Annotated in this window: 17 protein-coding genes; 10 read left to right on the top strand and 7 right to left on the bottom strand. The window is 63.7% G+C overall.

Annotated features, from left to right (window positions below):
• Positions 1 to 102 precede the first annotated feature (102 nt).
• From ABWK72_RS05580 to ABWK72_RS05555, 6 genes are all read left to right on the top strand, one after another.
• Positions 103 to 849: a CorA family divalent cation transporter gene (locus tag ABWK72_RS05580; RefSeq protein ID WP_367873794.1), complete on the top strand. Its 747-nt coding sequence runs from the start codon at positions 103 to 105 to the stop codon at positions 847 to 849.
• On the top strand, positions 846 to 1,646 hold the full coding sequence (locus ABWK72_RS05575) for a zinc-dependent peptidase (RefSeq protein ID WP_367873793.1): 801 nt from the start codon (positions 846 to 848) through the stop codon (positions 1,644 to 1,646). Before ABWK72_RS05580 ends, ABWK72_RS05575 begins: the two co-directional genes overlap by 4 nt.
• 226 nt (positions 1,647 to 1,872) lie before the next feature.
• The gene (fabV, locus tag ABWK72_RS05570; RefSeq protein WP_367873792.1) at positions 1,873 to 3,060 is read left to right on the top strand and encodes an enoyl-ACP reductase FabV; all 1,188 of its coding nucleotides are present in this window, start codon (positions 1,873 to 1,875) and stop codon (positions 3,058 to 3,060) included.
• 20 nt (positions 3,061 to 3,080) lie between these two features.
• On the top strand, positions 3,081 to 3,560 hold the full coding sequence (locus ABWK72_RS05565; RefSeq protein WP_367873791.1) for a DUF4190 domain-containing protein: 480 nt from the start codon (positions 3,081 to 3,083) through the stop codon (positions 3,558 to 3,560).
• Positions 3,561 to 3,575: 15 nt separating this feature from the next.
• Positions 3,576 to 4,256: a GYF domain-containing protein gene (locus ABWK72_RS05560; RefSeq protein ID WP_367873790.1), complete on the top strand. Its 681-nt coding sequence runs from the start codon at positions 3,576 to 3,578 to the stop codon at positions 4,254 to 4,256.
• 6 nt (positions 4,257 to 4,262) lie between these two features.
• Positions 4,263 to 4,664, top strand: coding sequence for a DUF2752 domain-containing protein (locus tag ABWK72_RS05555; RefSeq protein WP_367873789.1), 402 nt, complete (start codon positions 4,263 to 4,265; stop codon positions 4,662 to 4,664).
• 274 nt (positions 4,665 to 4,938) lie between these two features.
• On the opposite strand, the gene ABWK72_RS05550 is transcribed toward ABWK72_RS05555, so the two are convergent.
• Both ABWK72_RS05550 and ABWK72_RS05545 read right to left on the bottom strand, forming a co-directional pair.
• Positions 4,939 to 5,535, bottom strand: coding sequence for a riboflavin synthase (locus tag ABWK72_RS05550; protein ID WP_367873788.1), 597 nt, complete (start codon positions 5,533 to 5,535; stop codon positions 4,939 to 4,941).
• A gap of 6 nt (positions 5,536 to 5,541) precedes the next feature.
• Positions 5,542 to 7,104 (bottom strand): putative Na+/H+ antiporter, encoded by a 1,563-nt coding sequence (locus ABWK72_RS05545; protein WP_367873787.1) that lies wholly within the window; start codon positions 7,102 to 7,104, stop codon positions 5,542 to 5,544.
• Positions 7,105 to 7,242: 138 nt separating this feature from the next.
• Here ABWK72_RS05545 and ABWK72_RS05540 point away from each other — a divergent pair, with 138 nt between their 5' ends.
• From ABWK72_RS05540 to ABWK72_RS05525, 4 genes are all read left to right on the top strand, one after another.
• Positions 7,243 to 8,175 (top strand): thioredoxin fold domain-containing protein, encoded by a 933-nt coding sequence (locus ABWK72_RS05540; protein WP_367873786.1) that lies wholly within the window; start codon positions 7,243 to 7,245, stop codon positions 8,173 to 8,175.
• Between the two features lie 201 nt (positions 8,176 to 8,376).
• Positions 8,377 to 8,829 (top strand): hypothetical protein, encoded by a 453-nt coding sequence (locus ABWK72_RS05535; RefSeq protein WP_367873785.1) that lies wholly within the window; start codon positions 8,377 to 8,379, stop codon positions 8,827 to 8,829.
• A gap of 86 nt (positions 8,830 to 8,915) precedes the next feature.
• Complete coding sequence (locus ABWK72_RS05530) at positions 8,916 to 9,410, top strand: hypothetical protein (RefSeq protein ID WP_367873784.1); 495 nt, start codon at positions 8,916 to 8,918, stop codon at positions 9,408 to 9,410.
• A 697-nt stretch (positions 9,411 to 10,107) separates the two neighbouring features.
• Positions 10,108 to 11,115: a 2-hydroxyacid dehydrogenase gene (locus ABWK72_RS05525; RefSeq protein ID WP_367873783.1), complete on the top strand. Its 1,008-nt coding sequence runs from the start codon at positions 10,108 to 10,110 to the stop codon at positions 11,113 to 11,115.
• Between the two features lie 458 nt (positions 11,116 to 11,573).
• On the opposite strand, the gene ABWK72_RS05520 is transcribed toward ABWK72_RS05525, so the two are convergent.
• From ABWK72_RS05520 to tyrS, 5 genes are all read right to left on the bottom strand, one after another.
• Complete coding sequence (locus ABWK72_RS05520) at positions 11,574 to 12,176, bottom strand: hypothetical protein (RefSeq protein ID WP_367873782.1); 603 nt, start codon at positions 12,174 to 12,176, stop codon at positions 11,574 to 11,576.
• Between the two features lie 687 nt (positions 12,177 to 12,863).
• Positions 12,864 to 13,124, bottom strand: coding sequence for a hypothetical protein (locus ABWK72_RS05515; protein WP_367873781.1), 261 nt, complete (start codon positions 13,122 to 13,124; stop codon positions 12,864 to 12,866).
• A 376-nt stretch (positions 13,125 to 13,500) separates the two neighbouring features.
• A complete protein-coding gene (locus ABWK72_RS05510) occupies positions 13,501 to 13,749 on the bottom strand; it encodes a glutaredoxin family protein (protein ID WP_367873780.1) in 249 nt (82 codons plus the stop codon).
• Positions 13,750 to 13,811: 62 nt separating this feature from the next.
• A complete protein-coding gene (locus tag ABWK72_RS05505; RefSeq protein ID WP_367873779.1) occupies positions 13,812 to 14,210 on the bottom strand; it encodes a hypothetical protein in 399 nt (132 codons plus the stop codon).
• A gap of 7 nt (positions 14,211 to 14,217) precedes the next feature.
• Entirely contained in the window at positions 14,218 to 15,399 is a 1,182-nt protein-coding gene (gene tyrS / locus ABWK72_RS05500) for a tyrosine--tRNA ligase (RefSeq protein WP_367873778.1), read from the bottom strand.
• Between the last annotated feature and the right edge of the window lie 270 nt (positions 15,400 to 15,669).

Raw genomic sequence — 15,669 nt, 5'->3', positions numbered from 1 at the left:
AATTTGAGATCTGAGATCTGAGATCTGAGATCTGAGATCTCAAAACCCGGATTTCAGATTTAGGATTTCAAATATCGGATTTCAGATTTCACTCCTCCCGCGATGTCGAAGTGCTCGGACTTTCCCTACCTCCCCTCCGGCTTCGACCCGGAGGACGAGATTCTCGACCAGCTGAGCAACCGCCCGGGGAACCAGCGTTGCGTGGTCGGTCGCGATGAACTGCTGCTGGTAGTCCACGAGGTGCCGAAGGCCGGGATCCCGGAGCGGGAGCCGCTGATCTTCTGGCGCAGGCAGGACGAATCGTGGGTCGACTACGGCGGCGGTCGCGGGCTCAAGCGCCTGGGCGATCTGCTGGACCGCTACGCCAAGGTCATCGACGAGCACGAGGACGTGATCGACGAGGCCGATACCGCTGCGGAGATTTTCGCGCTGGCCCGGGTGACCAGCCCCTTGGCACGGGCCTGCCGGAATCTAGGCATCGCGATCGACCAGACCCTCGTGCACGACGAGGACAACCGCGAGCTGAAGTCCTTCCGCGACCGCGCCCGGGAACTCGAGCGCGCTTCCGACCAGCTCAACCAGGATGCCCGCCTGACCCTCGAATTCTGGAAGGCGGAGCGCAGCGAGGAGCAGCAAGCCTCCGCGGAGAAACTCAACAAGATCGTCTTCCGCCTGAACCTGCTTGCCGGCGCTTTCCTGCCGCTGGTCGCCCTCGGCGGGATCTTCGGAATGAATGTGAAGTTGCCGGGCTTCGTGGACGGCTGGTTCTGGGGGGTCGTCTGCATCGGCCTGACGACCGGCGGGGTGATTGTCTATCTGGTCAGCCGCAAGACCGGGGCCGATTCATGAGCGGTCTGTGGTTCCTGCTAGGCGGCCTAGTGGTCGTCGCGGCGATCGTGTTCTGGCACGCCGGCCAGGTGGTGCGCCGCCGCAAGGGTCTGCGTGCGCTGCGCCTGAGCGGGGAACAGCGGGCGCTGGTCATCGGGAATTTCCCGCTGTGGGAGGAGATTCCCGAGGAGATCCGCTTGGAGACGGAGGGCTGGATGCAGGTTTTCATTGCCGAGAAATCCTTCGAAGCCTGTGGCGGATTGGAGGTCGTCACCGAGGAAATGCAATTGGCGATCGCCGCGCCCGCATGTCTTCTGATTGCCCGGCGTCCGCAGGATTACTACGAGAGGCTTCGTAGCATCCTGGTCTATCCGGATGCCTTCCGGGTGAAGGACGAATGGGGCGAGGAAGGGGTGAATCTCGGCGAGTCATGGGGCACCGGCAGTGTCGTCCTGGCCTGGCAATCCGTGAAGATGGGCGATGCCAATCCCGAGGATGGACTGAATGTGGTGCTCCACGAATTCGCGCATCAGATCGACCAGGAAGACGGGGCAGCGGACGGTGTGCCGGAGCTGGAAGAGATGTCCGATTACGGCAAGTGGTCGCGGGCCTTCCTGCCGGCTTACGACGCCTTCTGCGAGCGGGTGAACGCGGGCAAGCGCAGCGTGCTGGATGATTACGGGGCGGAGAGTCCCGCGGAGTTTTTCGCGGTGGCCACCGAGACCTTTTTCGAGCGGGCCAAGGGGCTCAAGCGGGAGGAGCCGGAGATCTTCGCGGAGTTGGTGAAGTTTTACGGGATGGATCCGAGTGGGTGGTAGAGCCTCCCTGCGGGGCAAATCATCAATCACCAATCTTCCAATCATCAATCGGTCTGCGGCTGCGCCCGGGAGGGGGAAGGCAGAAATGCGAACCACGGAATACACGGAACACACGGAAGGCTCTCGTCGGGCGGGAGGCTCCCCATTCCAATTCCCCGCCCATTTTCTCCGCCTTCCCCCGGGGCTTGCCAGCATCGGGGAAAACCTCCAGAAACGCTTCGCCGACATGATTATTTCGCCGAAAATCCGGGGCTTCATCTGCACCACCGCTCACCCCGAGGGCTGCGCCGCGCACGTCCAACAGCAGATCGACTACGTGAAATCGCAGCCGCCGCTGGCGAATGCGCCGAAGCGCGTGCTGGTGATCGGTTCCTCGACCGGCTACGGGCTGGCCTCGCGCATCGTCCCGGCCTTCGGCGGAGGTGCGGCGACCGTCGGCGTGTTTTTCGAGAAGGAAGGGACCGAGGGCAAGACCGGCTCCGCGGGTTGGTACAACTCGGTGGCCTTTGAAGAGGCGGCGGCCAAGGAAGGGCTCTACGCGAAGAGCTTCAATGGCGACGCCTTCTCGAACGAGATCAAGAGGCAGGTCATCGACGCCATCCGCGCCGATCTCGGCCAGGTGGACATGATCATTTACAGCCTGGCCTCCCCGCGCCGCACCGATCCCGAGACCGGCGAGGTCTACAAGTCGGTCCTCAAGCCGACCGGCGATACCTACACCAACAAGAATCTCAACACCGACAAGAAGCAGCTCGAACCGGTCACGATCGAGCCCGCGACGGCGGACGAGATCGCCCAGACCGTGAAGGTCATGGGCGGCGAGGATTGGAAGCTGTGGATCGACGCCCTTTCGGAAGCCGGTGCGCTGGCGGAGGGCTTCAAGACCGTCGCCTACTCCTACATCGGCCCCGAGTTGACTTGGGCGATCTACACCGATGGCACGATCGGCCGGGCGAAGATCCATCTTGAAGATACCGCCCGCGGGCTGAACACCAGCTTCGGCAAAGGCACCGCGCTGGTCTCCGTGAACAAGGCGCTGGTGACCCAGGCCAGCTCCGCGATCCCGGTGGTGCCGCTCTACATCTCGATCCTCTACAAGATCATGAAGGCGAAGGGCACCCACGAGGGCTGCATCGAGCAGATCGAGCGTCTCTTCGCCACGCACTACGGCGCGCCCGGTGGCCCGACCCTCGATGACAAGGGCCGGGTGCGGATCGACGACTGGGAGATGCGTCCAGAGATCCAGCAGGAGGTCGAGAAGATCTGGGGAACCGTCACCACGGAGAACCTCGACGAGTTGTCCGACTTCGCCGGCTATCAGAAGGAATTTCTCCGCCTCTTCGGCTTCGGCCTGCCGGGGGTGGACTACGCGGCGGAGACCGACCCGGTCCGCCCGCTGCCGAGCCACTCCTGACCCCCCCACTCTAACACGTCATGGCACAGTGGTATTACGGTTCACCCGCAGGGCAGTCCGGTCCGGTGGAGGAGCATCAGCTCCGCGAGTTGATCGCGGCCGGGCAACTCGTGCCGGAAACCTTGCTCTGGCGGGACGGGATGAAGGACTGGGTGCGCCTGGATGCGCTTCCGGAATTCGGCCCCGGAATGCAGAGTCCGTATGCGCCTCCCGGGGCCTTCCATCCCGGCTACTATCAGCCGGTCCCCACCAGCGGCCTGGCGATCGCGAGCATGGTCTGCGGGATCATCGCTGTGGTCGCCTGTTATATCCATGCCTTGTTCGGCCTGCCCGCCGTGATCTGCGGCCATATGGCGATTTCCGCGATCCGCAGTTCGCCCGTCCCGGTGGCGGGCCGCGGCATGGCGATCGCCGGTTTGGTCCTTGGATATCTCGGGATTCTCTTCACGGTGGGATTTGCCGTGATTTTCGGTGTCGCCATATTCAGCCACTCACTTTAACCCTCTCGCAAACGCATGAACTGGTACTATGCTAAAAACGGCGCCCAGCACGGGCCGGTGGCTTTGGAAGACATGAAGTCCCGCGTCTCGATGGGGGAAATCTCCCCGGGAGATCTGGCTTGGCGGGAAGGGATGGCGGATTGGATGCCGGTCAGCACGATCGCCGAGCTCAAGGTCGAGCCGCCGCCCGCCCGTTCTTCCGATGCGGGTATGCCCCCGCAGTCGCCCGCGAGCTACGATGCGCCGGCACCCGCGCCGGAGCCTTATCGTCCGCCCACCTCGGCACCGGCGGCACACACGCCCTATCCGGTCGGGCAAGCGCCGTCCCAGGGACTGGCGATCGCCTCCTTGGTCTGCGGAATCGTCTCGCTGATTGGCTGCTGTGCGTGGTTCATCATGATCCCGGTTGGCTTGATCGCCATCGTGCTGGGCTTCATCGCCCTCGCGAAGGCGAAGGATCCGGCCCGTTTCGGCGGGAAGGGGATGGCCCGCACGGGGATCATCACCGGCTTTCTCGGCCTGATCTTATCCGGCATCTTCGCGTATTTTGCGGTCCAGTTGCAGGGGCTGCCACCGGAAGAGGTCCAGGAGAAGATCATCAATTGGTTCCCAGCGGAGATGCGCGAGGAGATGCGCCGCGAAATGGAGAAGAACCAAGCGCCGAAGCCTCCGGTAGCGCCCACACCTGCGCCCTAGCAGTCCATGAAGATCCGGCGTCCCTGGACCCTGCTGGCAGTGGCCGGGGCGCTGGCAGTGGTAGCTTTGAAGCTCGCCTGGCCGTTCTGGTCCGGCGGGCTTCCTGCGTGTAGCTTCCGGGCCCTGACCGGGCTCCATTGCCCGGGCTGCGGCGGCACCCGCTGCACCGGCCGGCTGCTGGACGGCGACATCGCCGGAGCGTTCTCGATGAATGCCGCGGTGGTCGTGCTTCTGTTAGTCGCCGGGGGCATGCTCTCCTTCGCTGTCGTCCGCGAGTGGCGGGGCCGCCGCGATGCCATGCCGTTGATTCCGGGGTGGTTCGCGTGGTGCCTGGCGGGCTTCGTGATTGCCTTCGGGCTGACGCGGAATCTGCCGTGGTGGCCGTTCACGTTGCTGGTGCCGCATTGAGGATAAAAGGAGCCCGTGCTCTTAAGCCCTGAAGGGGCGACCGTCGATAGCCCAAGGCAAACGTAGTGCAGCCTTGGGTTGGGTTCTGGTTCGGAACGCCCGCTGAAGGCGGGCTCGTAGGCTACGCTGGGGCAGCACCTCTGGAATCACCGGCCCACGTGTCCCCCTATAGGGGACCTTTGCCTTTTTCTCGGTCAACCCGGGGCCGCGCGTTGCTTGCCCCGGGCTATCAACGTTTGCCCCGTCAGGGCATTGGAAAGAGATGCCCGAGGGACTATCTCCGCTGAAATCCTTCCATCAGCCGCGCGACATGCTTGGCCAGCATGTCGGCTTCCAGATTCACGCGCATCCCTGCTTTCAATCCGCGGAGATGGGTGGCCTCGAAGGTGTGGGGCGTGATCCAAAAGCGCGCCCGCCCTTGGCCCAGCTCCGCGATCGTGAGCGAAATCCCGTCGACGCACAGCGAGCCCTTGTCGATGCACAGCCGCTCGATCTCCGGCGGCAAGGCGACGTCTAAGACGTGATCCTGGCCGCGCGCCTCGATCGCCAGCACCTCGCCCGTCGCATCCACGTGGCCTTGCACGAAGTGCCCGCCGAAGCGATCGCCCGCGCGCAGGGCCCGCTCCAGGTTGACCGTGGAGCCTTCTGTTAGATCGCCCAGCGAGGTCACCGCCAGGGTCTGCCCGAGCAAGTCGAAGTCCGCTCCGGCCGGGTCCATCGCCGCGACCGTGAGGCAGCAGCCGTTGACCGCCACCGACTCGCCCATTTCCAATTCGGCGGCGAAGGGGATCTCCAGCGAAAGCCGGGCCTGCTCGCCGCGCTGCTCGAGCGAGCGCACGCGGCCTGTCGTTTCTACCAATCCGGTGAACATGGGAAATTACGGGGTTTCGGCGGCAGGGGCTACATAGCCGCGTTCCTTCTCGGGCGCGAACATCTCGTCGATCCCGCGATCGGGAAAGAAGATCATCACCGCGGCCACGATCAGGGTCGGGATCAGCGCCGCCGCCGCCAGCTTGAGCGGGGAGACGCCCTCGCCGAAGAACTTGCCTAACAGCGCCTGCCCCGCGGGGTTCGGCGCGTTCGCGATCACGGTCAGGCCACCGCCGGTCACGGCTCCCGCCAGCACCGCATACTTGAGCTGGGCGGGCAGGCCTTCGACCTGGCTGGCCAGGAAGGTGATCGCCGCATTATCATTGAAGGAGGTCAGGATGGTCGAGCCGGCGAACAAGGCTTCCTTGCCCAGATTGCCGATGATCGGTGCCAGCCACCAGCCTTGCAGGCCGCCGTGCACGACCAGGCCGGCGAGGAAGAATCCCACCAGGATAGGCCCGCGCAACTGGATCTCATGCTGGTGATGCGCCGTGCCCTGCGAGAAGGCCAGGAAGAACAGGAAGCCGCCGATGAACAGCGGCGGATCGTGCGCGAAGAATACCGTCCACGCCATGAAGCCGAGGTGGACGAGCGTTACGAAGAGCGGGATCGGCCGCCGCACTTCCTTCAGGTCGCCCTTGCCATCGCCATCGTGATCCCCGGCGCGCTCCGCCATTGCCGCCAGCTCTTTCTTGAAGAAGGCGAAGTAGAGGAAGGTCGAAGCGAGGATCGCCACCGCCGCCTTGTCCCCATAGTGCAGCAGCATCTCCTGCGTCGTCAGGCCCCACTTGGCCGCGACCATCAGTACCGGCGGGGCCGCGAAATTCGTCAGCACGCCGCCCACCGAGATATTCACGAAGAGCAGGCCGAGGGTGGCGTAGGCGAACTTCGGGCTCGGGCGCAGGCGGTAGAACTTCTTCGCCAGCAGCATTGCCGCGATCGTCATCGCGCCCGGCTCGGTGATGAAGGAACCTAACAGCGGGCCGACGATCAGGATCGAGAGCCACCAGGCGGCCGGCGAGTCCTTGCCGAAGCGCGCGAAGAAGCCGAGGCAATCCTCCGCGAAGCGCAGCACCGGCCGGGTCGAGGCGAGCGCCATGATGATCACCACGAACAAGGGCTCCGTGAAATTCACATGGTGGCCGAGATAGCCCCGCACCGTGCCGAGATCGTAGAACCACAGCATCGCGCCCAACAGCACCAGCACCCAGATCCCGAAGATCGCCTCCACCTCGCCCAGGAAGTGGAGCATGGTCCCCTTGAAGCTGACCGAACTGCCATGCCGGGCATCGTGAGCGTGCTGCACCTTGTGCGCATACTTCGTGATCGGCACCGCCACGAAGGTGTGGAGAATCGCCAGGATGAAAATGATCGTGGAGACGAGCAGGAAGGGCTGTTCCTTCGCCCGGAATGCCAGCTTCGCGCCGATCCCTTCCAGCCCGGCGGCTTTTTCCGCCTGCGGGAAGGCGGCCATTTTCTCGATGAATTCCGGTGTCGGCAGGTCGGCTGCCGCGGCGCCGCCGGGTAGGAGCAGCGCTAGCGCCGCCAGCAGGAAGATCAGGCATCGCATCGTCACGGTCCCGCGATGCTCCCGTGCCCTGCTTCCTGCGGCAAGGCAAACCGCCTCGCGGCAGCATCCGGGCGGCTTTCCCGGGAAAGGCTGAAAATTTCAAATTTCAAATTTCAAATTTCCTCTATTCTCCCGCTCATGAAACCCGCCCGCTGGCTTACCCTGCTTCCCGCGGCCTTGCTGCTCGCCAGCTGCGGCCTGACGAAACCCGACAAACCCGAGGTCGCCATCAGCAACAATTCCGGCCCCGGCGGCATCCCGCCGCACATGCTCAAGGGCTTCGATGGCGGCGGCACCGCGGTCACGCCCGGTGGCAACCAGCAGAAAGCCCAGGCGGCAGCTGCGGCTGCGGCGGCGAGCGTCGACTATACGGAGGCCGACCTCGCCTGGACCGATGCCGACAACCCGGATGCCGAAATCCCCGAACTCTCCAAGGTGATGACGAATGCCACCGAAGGCACCCGCTGGCTGGAGAGCGAGACCCAGGCCCTGCGCGAGTCCAAGAAGACCGGCAAGCCGCTGGTGATCTGGTTCACCGACAGCGTTAACAGCCCCGCCTGCAAATCCCTGAGCACCCGCCTGCTGGAGACCAACGAATTCGAAAACTGGGCCACCGAGAATACCGTGCGCCTCGTCATCGACCAGCACCCCGGCGGCAAGGGCCCGGACGATGTCACGCGCCGCACGCTTCACAACCGCGAGCTCAAGAAGAAGTACAACGCCAGCGGCTATCCCACCTTCATGGTGATCACTCCCGGCGGGGAGGTGATCGACCGCTACAAGGGCTACCGGAAGGGGAAGGAGGATTTCTTCTTCGGCCAGGTGAAGCAGGGCGTCTCCCTGGCGGCCGAGAAGCAGTCGGCATGGAAGAGCTCCCTGACCAAGAAGGGCTACCGCGAATGGTCCGACGGCAAGGGCCGCTCGATCTTCGCCAAGCTATCCTACTACAAGGATGGCGATTTGATCCTCGCGGAGCCTGACGGCCAGCGCGCCCGCACCCACGAGAAGAATCTCTCCGACGAGGACCGCGGCTGGATCGAAAAGCAGAAGGCCGCGCGGGGGATCCAGTGAAAAAGCGCGCTCCAGCGCAAAGGATGACTCTTTTTTCACCATGAGTCCCCGGCATGTTTCGGGGCGTTTTTGAGAGAAGCCCGCTCATCGTCCCGCCGCACAGGGGCATTTTTGGAGAAGCGAAGGTGAAAGACCGCTTTTCTAAAAAGTTCGGAATCATTGAGCTTGCACTGTTAGATAATTTTGGGTTTTCTAATCGGCGTGATCGGGGGATCTAAATTCAGCAGCGGGGAAACGGTGATTGTCCTGGAGCGTTCCGCCACGGAAGCGCGAGGCTCCAAATGGACCGTCAGCCTTTTCATTCTCGCGTTCGCACTCTTGTTCGGCGGAGCCGCCGGCGACTGGTTCGCCGCGGATCTCGCGGGGGAGAGCATGATCGCCCGCAGCCTGCAATTAGGCGGTGGCGCGGTGGCCATGGGGATCCTCACCGCGGTCTTCGGATCCTTGGTTTTCGGGCGTAATCCGGTCCGCTGGGGCATTGGAATGCCGCTTCTGGTTTATCTCGGCGGCACCCTCATGGCGGTGCTTAAGGGCGGCGAGGGCGGAATGGCCCTCCTCTACGGAGCACCGCTTTTCCTGGGCTTGGCCTTCGCGGCCGGCGTGTTGAGCGCTTTCCTCATCGATGGGGTTTTCCCACCCGGCCGGCGGAACTGAGACTGTCACTCTTGGTGAAGTTTCAGGAGTCGCCGATATTTAGAGAATTTTGAAAATCGCGGTTTTCCGCTGCGATTGGAAAGGGGATGACCACGAAGCTCCCCCTTTCGTTGCCTTGCCGGGCTCCCTCCTTCCGCCTGAGCGGCCCGGGCGCACCGTCCGGTGAAGAATCGCCGCAAGGTGGCAAGCAAGGGGCTTCCGGCACACCCGGCCTCTGGACCGGCACTCGCGACGGGATCGTCGCCAGCGTGCTGGCCTTCGCTGGTGCGATCCTTTTCGGCGGCGGAGCGGGCATCTGGTTCGCCGCGGGCGCCAGCGGGTGGATGGGCCAGGCTCTCGTCATCTCCGCGGGCTCAATGCTGATGGGCGCGATGGTCAGCCTTTCCGGTTCCCTGCTGGCCGGCCGCAATCCGGTCTTCTGGGGCATCGGCATGCCCCTGCTGGTCTACGTCGCCGGCACCGTCTTCGCCCTGCTCTCCGGCCATGCCGGTGCGGCGATGCTTCTCTTCGGTGCCCCGGTCTTCATGGGTCTGGCCATCACCGCCGGAGTCATGGTCGCCTTTGCGGTGGACCGGGATTGAGGCTCTGCGAGCCACCCCGACGTTTCCGATTCATCCTCCCATCCGGGCGGGTGATTTTGGCGTGAGGCCGTCACCCTCCGCGATTGCGTAATGGTAACGGGGGGTAAAATCGGACATGGTGTTCTCGTAAGCAACGCCGATCCCCCCACCGGCCGACCTTGCAAAACCCGTCTCCCCCCGGACGGAAAGAAATCCCCCCGCATACCCCCACGGGAAAACCCGCCGCTTTCGTTCCCCCCAACGATACCGGCGGGTTTTCCTTTTCCCGTAAAAGGTGGTCCGCACAGTCCTCTGTGCGGTCGAAGCAGTTCTCGGGGTGCTCGGAGAACCGGGTCCCTCGGGATGGTGGTCGGAGCAGTCGAGGTTTCCATGCGCGACAAGAGCGGCTTCGTCCGCCCGGAGGACTGAGCTGACTACCGCTTCAATCGCACGGTCCCCCGTGATCGCGTGATGGTGGATGGGAGCAAAATCGGACATTATGAATCCGTAAGCAACGCCACACCCCCCGCGGCCGAGCCTGCAAGAAATCCCCCCGATCAAGCTCGTCTTCCCCCGGACGAAAAACATCCCCCCAAAAGGGAAACCCGCCCGTAGCCTTCCCCCAGATGCTGCCGGCGGGTTCTTCTTTTTCCCCTTGGTGCAAGCGTTGGGACCGGCATGGTGACCGTAAGGTCCGCCGTGACCTGGCCTTCTCACCATGCAAGCCGTCCCCATCGCCTTCTACGATACGAAGCCCTACGACCGCGAATACTTCACCCGCGGCGCGGCGGAGACCGCGGTCGAGCTGCGCTTCCACGAATTCCGCCTGGATGCCTCGAATGCCGCATCCGCATCCGGCAGCCGGGCCGTCTGCGTGTTCGTGAACGACCGCCTCGACCGCGAGTGCCTGAAGGTGCTGGCCGGCTTGGGCGTGGAACTGATCGCCTTGCGCTGCGCCGGCTTCAACAACGCCGATCTGGAAGCAGCGCGCGAACTCGGCCTGGCAGTGGTCCGGGTGCCGGCCTATTCACCCCATGCGGTCGCGGAGCATGCGGTGACGCTGTTGATGGCCCTGAACCGCAAGATCCACCGCGCCTTCAACCGCGTGCGCGAGCTGAACTTCTCGCTCGGTGGATTGGTCGGCTTCGACCTCCACGGCAAGACCGTGGGCATCGTCGGCACCGGCAAGATCGGCCGCATCGCCGCGCAGATCTTCCGCGGCTTCGGCTGCGAGGTGGTGGCTTACGATCCCTTCCCGATGGACGAGTGGGCGGCTTCGAATCAGGTCCGCTACGTGGCGCTCGATGAGCTGTTAGGGAAGAGCGACATGATCAGCCTGCACCTGCCGCTGACGCCGGAGACCTTCCATCTGATCGATGCGGCCTCGATCGCCCGGATGAAGCCCGGCGTCTATCTGGTGAATACCAGCCGCGGCAAGCTGGTCGATAGCGCCGCGGTGATCCATGCGCTGAAGACCCGCCATCTCGGCGGGGTGGCACTGGATGTTTACGAAGAGGAGGAAGGCGTCTTCTTCGAGGATCACTCCGCCACCGCCCTGCAGGATGACGTGCTCTCGCGCCTGCTGACCTTCCCGAACGTGCTCATCACCTCGCACCAGGCCTTCCTGACCCATGAGGCCCTAACAGCCATCGCCGCGGTGACGCTCGATAGCATCGGGCGTTTCTCGGAAGGGCTCGAGCCGGTGGCGGAGCGGGTGCTTGTGTAGGCCGCGCCCGTCAGGTGCCTTCCGCGGCTCCGCCGCCGTGGACTGCGCGCAGCCTGCTGCCGCTGTCCCGATGCAGCCTGCTGCGAGGGGACCGGAAGGGAGGCCGCCGCCAAGGTTGTCCGGCCCGCCAGCTTGTAAGGGCTCGGCACAGGAGCCGCACAGCGGTCGTTGACTGTGGCAGCCTGCTGCGAGGGCGAAGCGACGGGAAGCTTGGAAGAAATCCCGTAGCGTGGACCGGGGGATTGGATCGGCAGTGTGAGGTGCTTCACGGCAGCAGGCTGCCTGCCCACAGCGGCAGCGGGCTGCCGCACTCCACGGTCGCTCCGCGACTTTCGTTCCGGAAACCTTCCGGTGAGTCCTCACCGGCATTCGACTGAAGTCCGCGCTCCCAGGGAAAACGAAAAAGCCGGGCGGCGGAGATCCGCGCCCGGCTTGAAATCATCGTGATCCGGAGAGGATTACTTCTCTTCCTTCTCTTCCTCTTCCTCGCCTTCTTCTTCCTTGTCCTCGGCCTTCGCCTTGGCAGGCTTGGTAGCCTTCAGCGGCTTCATGCTGTTGAGGATGCTCTCAAGCTCCTTGGCATGTTCCTTCTCGGCGGCCGAGCTGCCCCAATAGAGGAGGGTGATGACCTTCTCGTCGCTGAGCTCGATGAAGCTGAGGCTGACGCGGCAAGCGCCATCCTCATCGGTGCCGTCCCAGTTCAGGCCGCCGACCTTCATGCCGTTGATCTTCCCTTCGTTGTCCTTCTGGGAATCCGCGTCGATCTTCACGCTGGCCTTCGTGAGATAGTCGATCGCCCAGGTGACGGACTCTTCGAGCGTATCCGCATCGTCGGTCTGGGCGTAGAGCTGGATGGCGTTGTCGGAGGTGACCGCATCCACGGATTCATCGCCATGGGTGACCGTCCACTTTTCAGGGAAGCTGATGGAGAAGACGGAGTCCTTCTTCGGGATCTTGTAGTCTTCCGCGAAGAGCGGAGCCAGAAGGAGGCCGGAGAAGCCGAGGGCGAACAGGATCTTTTTCATGTAGGGGTGCGTGAGGGTGGGGCGGGTGCTCGGCATTCGTGCCGTGAAGGTTTTATGTAAGGAATGATTTACCAATGACCAAGCGTTTCGAGTGAATCGGCTGCACGTGATCGCGTGGTGGTCCTGTTAGAGCGCGTGCCTGCCAACGAAAGGCAGGGACCTTTCTCCGAAAGGTCCGGCTGGGGACGGCCTGAACCTTCGCTTCGGTGCCGCCTCGCGCGAGACAGCCGCAATCAGCCGGACCGCTCGGAGAGCGGTCCCTGCCTTTTTTAAGGCTCTCCGTCAGGTTTGCGGAAGCCCCTTTGAGGAAGCTCCCAATGCGGATCGATGCCCCCCTTTGCGGCGCAGCCGCTTTGGAGCACCTGAACCGCGCTGAAGGGGTGTCGAGCATGGAGTAACTCGAAAAAGAGGTTTTACTGAAAACCAAAGGGTTATAATTCTTGTTACTCGGGAGTGCGGCGGGTATCGCCGCTTTCCTGCGATGCGTGCCGGAGAGCGCCATGCCGAATCCACCATTCCTTTCCCCTTATCCCGGCGCGACTGCTCTGGCCCGATGGGAGGGGGGACGACGCAAAGCCGAATTCAAAACTGCGATCTCCGGAGCTAGCGCGCCCGAAAGCGGCGATGCCCGCCGCACTCCAAAGCGGCTGCGCCGCCCTCTTGGGCAGACGTATCGCGATCGCTCAGCAAACCTGACGGAGAGCCTTTTTTAAGACAGCCCCCTCAGAACTCCGCGGAAGTCGAGGCACCCACGGAGCCGTGGAAGCTGTTGCCCTGGTTGCTCTCCACCGCCTGTTGATGGTGGTCCGCGTGGACGCGTTCGTCGCGCAGTTTGTCCGGATCGCTGGTCAGCGGCGGCAGGGTCGCGGCGCTGCCTTGCGCGGTGTCCAAGGGGTCGGAACCGCCGAGCGGCTGGCAACTGGAAGCAAGCGAGAGGAGTGCGGCGAGGGGGAGCAGGCGGCAGGTGATCGCGAGGAGTGTCATGGAGGGAAGGGGAGCAGAGGAGGGGGTGGATGGCGATCTTGAAAGCGGGCCAGGGGGGGGCGATGCCACGCGGGGGATCATAGGGACGCGGATGTGGCACGGACGGCTCTACCGCTGGGAGCGCGGAGCCACCGGCCCGCAGAATGGTGCACATGGCTTCGCCTCTAGGGAAGACATGCAGTACCGCGACGGCGCTATCCACACGCATCGCGCGAACTGCCGGGCGGCAAGGGATGCTTCTGCGGGCCGGTGGCTCCGCGCTCCCAGCGGAAGAGCCGTCCTTGAAGCGCGACGAAACGATGTGGGCAAGCGGCTGTAACGACTGCCGCAGCCGAAGGCGGCTGCGGCGACTTGAAAAGCCGCGCCCCTCACCAGCTCAAATCGCCCCCTTCTCCTCCAAAAAGGGCACCAGCTCCTCGACCCCGAAATCCGCCAGCACCTCGCCGTGCCAATCCATCGTCGGGGCCTTTGTCTGGTTCGAGAGCGCCACCATCTCGCGCATCGCGTCGGGATTGCCGGAGACCACCATGGTCTTCACCGCGACCTTCTTCTTCTTGAGGAAGGTGACGACGTCTTCGCACCACGGGCAGCCGGGCTTGATGTAGAGGATGGGCAGTTCAGGCATGCGCAAGGCTGGACGATCATCCCCGGAAGTCAAATGCAGGAGGCTGAAGGAGCTGCGCCCTACTAACGATCCTCTGCGGGGTCCCGTGCCGGCGGCCCGTCGGCTTCCTTCGGGCTGCGGAGAACCAGGAAGATCGAAAACAGGGAGAGGAATATGGCGAAGCCGGAGATGTTAAGGATGACTCCTGAAAGGCTGCGGGACGCGCTGGAAAGATTGGCCGTGCCTTCGGCACCGAGCGTCACGATTCCCACCACGTTTTCGTGAAGCTCGCGCGTGAACGGCTGCCCGATCCTGGTGGAAAGCTTGCGGTTGAGTTCTGCCACCGGATGGGCCGCGAGATTGGTTTCGATCTTCTTGAAAACGTGACCGTGGAAGACCCCGGCGGCAAACAGCACGGTGAGGAAGAAAACACTGCAGGCCTGGAGCGCGATGAGGTTCCTGCGGAGCCGGTTCCTTTTCATGGGGGGATCAGATGAAGCGCACCGCGTGCTTCTTGGACAGCTTCAGCACGTCCCCGGCGGCGATGCTCACGGCCGCGTTCGGATCGGTCAGCTTCTCGCCATTGAGTTGGACGGAGCCGGTGGTGATGAACTGCTTCCTCAGCTCGCCGTTCGACTTCTCCAGCGCGAAGGCGGCCTTGAAGCCGTAGGCGGTGAGGGAGAGGACGTTGAGATCGGCGGGGAGATCGGCCAGCGGCAGCTCCGGCAGCTCGGCGGCGGCGAGGTCCTTCTTCGAGAAGCGGGTGTCCCAATCTTCACGCGCAGCGCTGCCAGCCTCCGCACCATGGTAGCGGGAAGTCAGCTTTTCCGCGAGGGCCTTCTTGGCTTCCATCGGATGTCCGGCAGGATCGAGCGTCTCGCCTAACAGGAGCTGGTAGTAGCGTGCCATCAGGATGTCGGAGACGCTCATCAGCTTGCCGAACATGTCGTTCGGAGCATCGTTCACGCCGACGTAGTTGCCGTAGGACTTCGACATCTTCTTCACGCCGTCGAGCCCTTCGAGAAGGGGCAGGGCGACCACCACTTGCTGCGCCTGCCCTTCCTCCTTCTGGAGATCGCGGCCGACGAGCATGTTGAAAAGCTGGTCGGTGCCGCCGATCTCGACATCGGCGCGGATTTCCACCGAGTCCCAGCCCTGCATCACCGGGTACTGGAGTTCGTGCAGGCGGATCTCCTGGCCGGCCTCGATGCGGTTGCGGAAGTCCTCGCGCTGCAGCATCTGCTGGAGCGTCACGCGGGAGTTCAGGCGCAGGATGTCCTCGTAGGCCAGCTTGCGGAACCAGTCGCCGTTGTAGACGATCTCGGTCTTGTCCTTGTCGAGGATCTTGAAAGCCTGGTCGGTGTAGGTCTCGGCATTCGCCAGCACCTCGTCGCGGGTCAGCGGCGGGCGGGTGACGGAGCGGCCGGAAGGATCGCCGATGGTCGCGGTGAAGTCGCCGATCAGCAGCACCGCCTGGTGGCCGAGGAGCTGGAACTGCCGCAGCTTTTCCAGCGGCACCGTGTGGCCGAAGTGGATGTCCGGGGCGGTCGGGTCCACGCCGAACTTGATCCGCAGCGGGCGGCCGAGGCGGAGCTTTTCGAGGAGTTCCTTTTCGGAAAGGACCTTGGCGGTGCCGGCGGTCAGGATCTGGAGCTGTTCTTCCGGAGTCACGGGGCGCGCACCCTAGGGGGATGGAAGGGCGGTGGCAAGCGGTTGAACCCTTCGGGAATGACGAATGAAGAATTCCCGAATGACGAATGCCGCGTGAGGGGAAGAAACGGGAGATCGACCGTCAGGCGGAAGCCTATTCTCCAGCAGGCACTTCATTTCGGAAATTCGGAACTCGTCATTCAGTTAGCGCCGAATGCCAAGCGATGTCACCCTATCTTCCCGTGCTTCCCCACGGACGGCTCTTCCGCTGGGAGCGCGGAGCCACCGGCC

The sequence above is a fragment of the Luteolibacter sp. Populi genome (assembly GCF_040801775.1).
In the GTDB taxonomy this organism is placed as follows: domain Bacteria; phylum Verrucomicrobiota; class Verrucomicrobiia; order Verrucomicrobiales; family Akkermansiaceae; genus Haloferula.
The sequence above is the reverse complement of the archived record's forward strand: the minus strand, read 5'-3'. Positions and strand labels throughout refer to the sequence as shown.